Consider the following 7,925-nt stretch of genomic DNA (forward strand, 5'->3'; position numbering starts at 1 on the left):
GCCCTGGTCGGTGCCCATGCCGAGCGTCGTGTAGCGCTTCAGGTGCTCGACCGATTCATAGCCTTCGCGATGGGCGAGCTCGATGTCCCTCTCGGTCACATCCATCTGGAAATCGACGAAGGCCTTGCCGCGCCCCGTGGACGCGATCGCGCGAAACGGAGCGGCCGCGGCCTCGCCGAGATCGAGCTTGAGCGGCGCCGGCACCGTTGCCGATTTTCCACAGGACGATGCCGCCTCAATGCCCGCGCGGTGGCCGTCCTCGATGGCGCCAGTGGTCGAGAAGCGGCCCATCATAGCGCCGGCGCCGAACTGGCCTGCCGGCAAGGCGCCCGGAACGAAGCCGTCGATATCGCCGCGATAGACGGGTTTGACACCGAGATGCGAGGTAAGATGAACGCTTGGCGACCAGCCGCCGGACAGGCAGACGAGGTCGCAGGCGATTTCCAGATTGCCGCCCGGCCCGGCGAGTTGCGCGGCCTTCACCGTATGGCCGCCGCGCAGGTCGGTGATCAGGGTGCCGGCTCGGATCGCTATGTTCAGGCGCCTGGCTTCCGCGGCCAGGCCGGAGGGCGGGGCGCCGCGCTGATCCGCGACCGTCACCTCGGCGCCGGCGGCTGCGAGGTCGAAGGCGGCGCGGTAGGCGCCGTCATGCGTGGTTGCGACGGCGATCTTCTTGCCCGGCAGAACGGCGAAGCGGTTGAGGTAGGTCCGGGCGGCGGACGCCAGCATGACGCCCGGCCGGTCGTTGTTGGAAAAGACCAGCGGCCGCTCGATGGCGCCGGTGGCAAAGACGATCGAGCGAGCGCGAAGCATGGTGAAGACCTGGCGCGCGGCGGCTTCCGCGGCCCGACCGTCGCGTCGCTCGATCAGCCCCAGCGTGTTGGCGTCAAAGGTGCCGAACGCCATCGTCCTGCGCATCAGGGTGACGTTGTCGAGGCCAGCCAATTCGGCCTCGATCGCGCTCAGCCAGGCGGCTGCGTCTGCGTCCGGGCGCTCGGACAGCAACTGGCCGCCGAGCAAGAAGTCCTGCTCGATGAGAGCGACGCTCGCGCCGGCGGTCGCCGCCGCGCGCGCCGCCGACAGGCCGGCGGGGCCGCCGCCGACGACGGCGACGTCGGCAAATGCGTGCCGCGCCTCGTAGCGGCCGGGATCGGGCTCAGTGCCGGCGCGACCCAGGCCCGCCGCCTTGCGGATGAAATGCTCATAGAACATCCAGGCGCGCCGCGTCGGCCCCATGAACGTCTTGTAGTAGAAGCCGGCGGAAAGGAAGGGCGAAAACAGCCCGTTGAGGCTCTGCAAGTCGAAGGCGAGCGAGGGCCAGCGGTTCTGGCTTTCGGCGGTCATGCCCTCCGCCAGTTCGAGCATCGTCGCCGGCAGGTTCGGCTCGCGCCGCCCACCGGTTCCGAGCGTGACCAGCGCGTTCGGCTCTTCCGGCCCAGCCGAAAAGATGCCGCGCGACCGGTGATATTTGAAGCTGCGGCCGGTCAGCATGATGCCGTTGCCGAGAAGCGCGGAAGCGAGCGTGTCGCCCTGATATCCGGCCAGGCTTCGACCATCGAAAACGAAGCCCAGCGGCTGCGCGCGGTCGATGCGCCCGCCGGCCGCGAGGCGATTTCCGATCCTGTTCATGCGGGCATTTTCCTGGCGAAGCCGACCGATTGGATGACGTGGTTTCTGGTGTCGCGCTCGACGACCAGCCATTGCCGGCAGCCGGACACGTGCTGCCAGAACTCGCAGTGCGGTCCGGCCCGATTGTCCCGCACATAGACATAGCGGTACCAGGCCTCCGGATCGGGGTCGTCATGGGCTGGACGCGCCACGGAAGCGTCGCCGCCATAGCGGAACTCGTCATGGTCGCGCGGGCCGCAGCACGGGCATTCGATGCGAAGCATTTGTCTTCTTCTCTATTGCAGCCAGGCCGAGGGGCCGACGCCGGCCTCGTCGAGCGTGCGGCCGGTGCGGAAACGGTCGAGGCCATAGGCGGCGATCAAGGGATGCGGCTTGCCGGTCGCAAGGGTGTGCGCGAAGCACCAGCCCGAGGCGGGCGTCGCCTTGAAGCCGCCATAGCACCAGCCGCCATTGAGATAGAGCCCGTCGATCGGCGTCGGGCAGATGATCGGGCTCGCGTCGGGCGTCATGTCCATGACGCCGCCCCAATGGCGCAGCAGCCGAACGCGCGAGATGCAGGGCATCAGCGCGATTGCCGCTTCCGCCACCTCGCGCACGACGCCGAGATTGCCGCGCTGGGCATAGGAATTGTAGCCGTCGAGATTGCCGCCGAAGACCAGCCCGCCCTTGTCGGATTGGCTGACATAGAAATGATCGGCGCCATAGGCCACGACATGATCGACCAGCGGCTTCAGCGGCTCGGTGACGAAGGCCTGCAGCACGTGGCTTTCGATCGGCAGTTCGAGCCCGGCCTTCTGGCCGAGCACCGACGTATGGCCGGCCACCGCGAGGCCGACCTTGCCGGCGCCGATCCGGCCCTTGCTCGTCTCCACGCCGACGATCCTGTCGCCGTCGCGGACAAAGCCGGTCACCTCGCAGTTCTGGATGATGTCGACGCCATGACCGTCGGCGGCGCGCGCATAACCCCAGGCGACGGCATCGTGGCGGGCGGTGCCGGCACGGCCCTGGAGGATCGCGCCATGGATCGGGAATCGCGCCGTGTCGGAGAAATCGAGATAGGGCACGAGCCGCCGCACCTCGTCGCGGTCGAGGATGTCGGCGTCGATGCCGTTCAGCCGCATGATGTTGGCGCGATGGCTGAAGGTGTCGAGCTGGTCCGCCGAATGGGCGGTGACGATCTGGCCGCGCTGCGAGAACATCACGTTGAAGTTCAGCGCCTGCGACAGGCCTTCCCACAGCTTGACCGAGAATTCGTAGAACTGGGTGTTGCCGTCGAGCAGGTAGTTGGAGCGGATGACGGTGGTGTTGCGGCCGACATTGCCGCCGCCGACATAGCCTTTCTCCAGCACCGCGACATTGCGGACGCCGTGGTTCTCGGCCAGGTAGAAGGCCGTGGCGAGGCCATGCCCGCCGCCGCCGACGATGATCACGTCATAGGCGCCTTTCGGCTCGGCGGCGCGCCAGGCGCGCTGCCAGTTCTTCTGGCCGGACAGGCCGTTGCGGAAAATCGAAAACGCCGAGTAGCGCATGGTCATCGTCTAGCGAACGATCGGACCGGTCGGGGTGCGGGTCAGCACTTCGGCGCCGGTCTCGGTGAGAAGCACGGTGTTGGAGATGAAATCGTCGCCGTGGCCGGTGCCCATCAGCCAGGACAGGATGTGGAAGCTCATGCCGGTCTCGATCTCGAGATCGGAATCGTGCCGCAGGCCCGTCACCGAATTGCCGCCAGTCCAGGACGGCGGCTGGCCGATGCCGACGAGATAGCCGCAATGATGGCGGCGATAGTGCGAAAGGCCGGCCTCGTCGGCGACACCCTGCCAGGCGGCGTAGACGTCGCGCGCCCTGACGCCGGGTTTCAGCGCCTTGACGACGGCATTGAACGCCTTGGCCGCCACCTCGGCCATCGCGGCGTCCTCGTCCCTGATGCTACCGATACGGATCAGCCGGCCGAGCGGTGCGTGATAGCGCGAGACGCAGCCGGACAATTCAACGAAGACCGGCTCGCCGCTTCGATAGGTGCCGTCGCCCCAGGTCGTGTGTTCCTCGCCGAGCCGGGCGGCGGGGCGGATGAACGGGCCGAAGCCGGGCGCATGGCCGCCGGCGCGCGCCATCGCCGCCACGCATTGCGCGGCGACCTCCTGCTCGGCGGCGCCGTCGTGGATCGCCGCGATCGCGGCACCGGCGGCGGCATCCGTGACCTTGGCGGCGCGGCGCATCAGCGCCTGTTCCTCGGCGCTCTTAACTAGCCTCATCCTGTCGACCAGCCCGGAGACATCGCTCCATTTGGCCTCGGCCTGCGCTTCCAGTTTCAGGGCGAGGCCATGGCTGAGGCCCGAGGTCCAGTATTCGAGACCGATGCGCTTGCCCGTCAGGCCGAGTTCGGAAAGGACGCGCGCGGCGAGATCCGCCGCCGTCTCGCTGTCGGAATGGCCGCGGAATTCCGCCGCCTTCACCTGGTTTTCGATCGTCACCTTCTCCATCGAGCGGGTGATGAGAACCGGCTGCCGGTCGAGCGGCACGATCAGAAGATGCGGCGCGAAATAGCCCCAATGGTCGAGACCGGTGAGATAGAAGACATTTTCCGGCGAAGCGAAGACGGCGGCGTCGAGCCCGCGCTCGGCCAACGCATTGCGCACCTTCGACAGGCGGCCGGCGATCTCGGCTTCCGAAAAGGGATTGCGGTCCATTGTGTATCCTCGAAATTGCCTGTTGGGTGGTCAGTCGATGACGATGAGATCGCGCGTCACGTCGCAGAGCCGCTCGCCGCCGTTGTCGGCAACGACGAAGGACTCCGAAATGGCGACGCCGAAATCGTCGAGCCAGACGCCGGCCATGAGGTGGAAGCACATGCCGGGCTCGAGCTCGGTCTTGTCGCCGGGTCTCAGGCTCACGGTGCGTTCGCCCCAGTCCGGCGGATAGGCGAGGCCGACCGGGTAGCCCACCCGGCTTTCCTTCTTCAGCCCGTTTCTGCGCAGCACTGCCTGCCAGGCGGCTTCGACCTGTTCCGCGGTGTTGCCGGGCCGCGCCATTTCGAGGCCGGCGTCGACGCCTTCGACGATCACCTTGGCCATGTCGGAAAGGGCTGCCGGCGGCTTGCCGAAATGCACCGTCCGGGTCAGCGCCGCATGGTAGCGCCGCCGCACGCCGGCGATCTCGACGATGGCGAGCCCGCTGTCGGGAAGCGGCGCGTCCGACCAGGTCAGATGCGGCGTGCTTGTGCCTTCGCCGACCGGCATCAATGGGCAGATGGCGGTATAGTCGCCGCCGGCGCCGGCCACGCCCATGATCTGCGCGTGATAGATCTCGGCGATGACGTGGTTCTGCGGCACGCCGGGCCGCATCTTTTCGATGGCGCGGTTCATGGCATTGCTGCAGATCGCGCCCGCCTCGCGGATCAGCGCCAGCTCGGCTTCGGATTTCACCAGGCGCGCCCAGTTGACGAGGTCGTGATTGTTGGAAAAGCGCGCCTCGGGCAGGCCGCCGGCGAGATGGGCATGGCAGCGCGCGGTGTAATAATGCGCATCCATCTCGACGCCGATCCGCGCCCTGTTCCAGCCGCGCGCCCTGATCAGCCCGGCGAGCTCGTCATAGGGATGCTCGACGGGATGCTGCACCAGTCGCTCCGAGAACGGGACGATGTTCGTTTCGGGCAGGCTGGTGGTCATGCGGGCGCTCTTGGCGTCCTGCGCCCTGCCGAACCAGATCGGACGCTCTTCCTCCAGATGAACGAGCACGCATTGCGGCACGTAGAAAGACCAGCCGTCATAGCCGGTCAGCCAGGACATGTTGGCGGGATCCTGACAGATGATGAGATCGAAACCGGCCGTTTCCATGCGGTGCTTCACGTCGGCCAGACGCCGCGCGTATTCCGCCTTGGTGAACTCGTCCGACCCGCTCAAACCGTCCCTCCCATCGCCGCGGCTGAACGCGGCTCGCAGCCCCGTGATTTCGGGAAAAAGCCCTTAATTGTGCACAACTTGTCAATGGTTATGTCGCGCATTGTGGCGATAGCGGCTATTTTCCGAGATTCGTACAGCGCATCTTGCGATATGTCCAGATGAGTTGTATACGTCTTATGAGCTTGAAGTGATGGAGGAGAAACGTCGCTCGAGCCAAAGCGATCATTGAAAGGGGAACGCATGTTCACGTCACAGATATCCCGCCGCGCGGTTGTGAAGGCCGCCGCTTGCCTTGCGCTCGCCGCGACAGCATTCACGTCACTGCCGGCCAAGGCGGAGACGACCCTCGAACGCGCCAAGAAGGACGGCTACATCCGTGTCGGCTTTGCCAACGAGGCGCCGTTCGGTTTTGCAACGCCCGACGGCAAGCTGACCGGCGAAGCGCCTGAGGTCGCCAAGGCGGTGCTCGCCAAGATGGGCATCAAGCAGGTGGACGGCGTGCTGACCGAGTTCGGCTCGCTCATTCCGGGCCTTAAGGCCGGCCGCTTCGACATCATCGCCGCCGGCATGTTCATCAATCCGAAGCGCTGCGCCGAGATCAATTTCTCGGAGCCGTCCTACGGCATCGGCGAGGCCATGCTGGTGGCGAAGGGCAATCCGAAAGGCCTGACGGACTATTCCAGCATCAAGGCCAATCCCGATCTCAAGCTCGCCGTGATGGCCGGTGCCGTCGAGGGCGGATACGCCAAGGATGCGGGTGTCGCCGAGGCGCAGCTCGTCACCTTGCCCGATCAGTCCAGCCTGGTTGCCGCCGTTCAGTCGGGCCGCGCCGATGCGGCCACGCTGACGGCGCTGTCGATCGCCGAGATGGCCAAAAAGGCCGACGGCGTCGAATCGACCAAGCCGTTCGGCGAGGTTGCCGGCAAGTCGGTCAAGGGCCATGGCGGCTTCGGTTTCCGCAAAGAAGACACCGATTTGCAAGAAGCGTTCAACGCCGAGCTGAAGAAGTTCATCGGGTCGCCCGAGCATATCGCCCTTGTCGAGCCGCTCGGCTTCGGCAAGGACTATCTGCCCAACAAGACCACCGCGCAGCTCTGCAAGGGCGAATAAGTTCCCAACTGCTGGCGGCGCGAGAGCGCCGCCCTCTTTTTTCCTGGAGGGCAGATGGGAATCCGCACGTTAGTTGCCATGCTGGTTGTCGCGCTCGCCGTTATCGGCGTGCTGGCGACGCAGGCATCCTATAGACTGTTCCTGCCGGGGCTGCTGCAGGGCGCGCTGCTGACCATCGAAATAGCCGTGCTTGGCAGCCTGCTGGCGATTGTCATGGGCGTGCTCGCGGCGCTTGCACGCATGTACGGCCCAGCGCCGCTCAGATGGCTGGCGACGGTCTATGTCGAGATCTTCCGCGGCACCTCGGCGCTGGTGCAGCTGTTCTGGCTGTTCTTCGTGCTGCCGCAGTTCGGCGTCACGCTCAACGCCTTTCTGGTTGCCGTTCTGGCGCTTGGGCTGAACGTCGGCGCCTATGGGTCGGAAGTCGTGCGCGGCGCCATCCAATCGGTCGCGCGCGGCCAATGGGAAGCGGGAACGGCGCTCAACATGAGCCGGTCGCAGATGCTGCGCCGGATCATCCTGCCGCAGGCCTTCATCGCCATGATCCCGCCCTGGGGCAATCTGTTCATCGAGCTTCTGAAAGCGACCGCCCTGGTCTCGCTGATCACGCTCACCGACCTTGCCTTCAAGGCGCAGCAGATGAACCAGACCACGTTCAAGACCATTCCCATCTTCACGCTGGTGCTGCTGATGTATCTTGCCATGTCGCTGGTCATCTCCATCGGCATGCGGCTGCTCGAAAGGCGGGCTTCGCTCGGCCTGGCGCGGGGGAGGGCGGCATGATCTGGGATTGGAGTTTTACCTTGCAGATCCTGCCGGTGCTGGCGCACGCGGCAATCATCTCCATTGAGGCGACGCTGCTAGGCTTTGTCATCGCCGCCTCGCTCGGCCTTGTCCTGGCGGTGGTCCGCATCGCCGTGCCATGGACCGGCTGGACGATCTCGGTGCTGGTCGAGCTGATCCGCTCGACGCCGCTGCTCATCCAGATCTTCTTTATCTATTTCGTGTTTCCGAAATTCGGCCTCGTGATCGATGCGTTCACCGCTGGCGTTGTCGCCATCGGCGTCCACTACGCCGCCTATTGTTCGGAGGTTTACCGCGCCGGTTTCGACAACATCCATCGCGGCCAGTGGGAAGCCGCGATCGCGCTCAATCTCTCGGCCTGGACGACGTTCCGCGACATCATCATCCCGCAGGCGATCCCGCCGATCGTGCCGGCGCTCGGCAACTATTTGGTCGCGCTGTTCAAGGAAACGCCGCTGCTTTCGGCGATCGCGGTGCTGGAAC

At 65.8% G+C, this 7,925-nt stretch carries 8 protein-coding genes; 3 read left to right on the forward strand and 5 right to left on the reverse strand.

Annotated features, from left to right (window positions below; genetic code table 11):
• The 5 genes from EOA38_RS21320 to EOA38_RS21340 form a co-directional block, all read right to left on the reverse strand.
• The coding region (locus tag EOA38_RS21320; RefSeq protein ID WP_189434777.1) for an FAD-dependent oxidoreductase at positions 1-1,629 on the reverse strand (1,629 nt) is incomplete at its 3' end.
• On the reverse strand, positions 1,626-1,892 hold the full coding sequence (locus EOA38_RS21325) for a sarcosine oxidase subunit delta (RefSeq protein WP_127300161.1): 267 nt from the start codon (positions 1,890-1,892) through the stop codon (positions 1,626-1,628). The genes EOA38_RS21325 and EOA38_RS21320, both read right to left, overlap by 4 nt.
• Before the next feature lie 12 nt (positions 1,893-1,904).
• Positions 1,905-3,158 carry a sarcosine oxidase subunit beta family protein gene (locus EOA38_RS21330; protein ID WP_126094290.1) on the reverse strand — a complete coding sequence of 418 codons (1,254 nt, stop codon included), beginning with the start codon at positions 3,156-3,158 and terminating at the stop codon, positions 1,905-1,907.
• A 9-nt stretch (positions 3,159-3,167) separates the two neighbouring features.
• Positions 3,168-4,316: a Xaa-Pro peptidase family protein gene (locus EOA38_RS21335; protein ID WP_127300162.1), complete on the reverse strand. Its 1,149-nt coding sequence runs from the start codon at positions 4,314-4,316 to the stop codon at positions 3,168-3,170.
• A 30-nt stretch (positions 4,317-4,346) separates the two neighbouring features.
• A complete protein-coding gene (locus EOA38_RS21340; RefSeq protein ID WP_210212979.1) occupies positions 4,347-5,528 on the reverse strand; it encodes a M24 family metallopeptidase in 1,182 nt (393 codons plus the stop codon).
• Positions 5,529-5,768: 240 nt separating this feature from the next.
• On the opposite strand from EOA38_RS21340, the gene ehuB reads away from it, so the two are divergent.
• From ehuB to ehuD, 3 genes are all read left to right on the forward strand, one after another.
• Positions 5,769-6,638, forward strand: a complete 870-nt coding sequence (gene ehuB / locus EOA38_RS21345; RefSeq protein WP_126094287.1) for an ectoine/hydroxyectoine ABC transporter substrate-binding protein EhuB — start codon at positions 5,769-5,771, stop codon at positions 6,636-6,638.
• A 54-nt stretch (positions 6,639-6,692) separates the two neighbouring features.
• Positions 6,693-7,421, forward strand: a complete 729-nt coding sequence (ehuC, locus tag EOA38_RS21350) for an ectoine/hydroxyectoine ABC transporter permease subunit EhuC (protein ID WP_127300163.1) — start codon at positions 6,693-6,695, stop codon at positions 7,419-7,421.
• The coding region (gene ehuD, locus EOA38_RS21355) for an ectoine/hydroxyectoine ABC transporter permease subunit EhuD (RefSeq protein WP_127300164.1) at positions 7,418-7,925 on the forward strand (508 nt) is incomplete at its 3' end. The genes ehuC and ehuD, both read left to right, overlap by 4 nt.

The sequence above is a fragment of the Mesorhizobium sp. M1E.F.Ca.ET.041.01.1.1 genome (assembly GCF_003997355.1).
Lineage (GTDB): Bacteria > Pseudomonadota > Alphaproteobacteria > Rhizobiales > Rhizobiaceae > Mesorhizobium.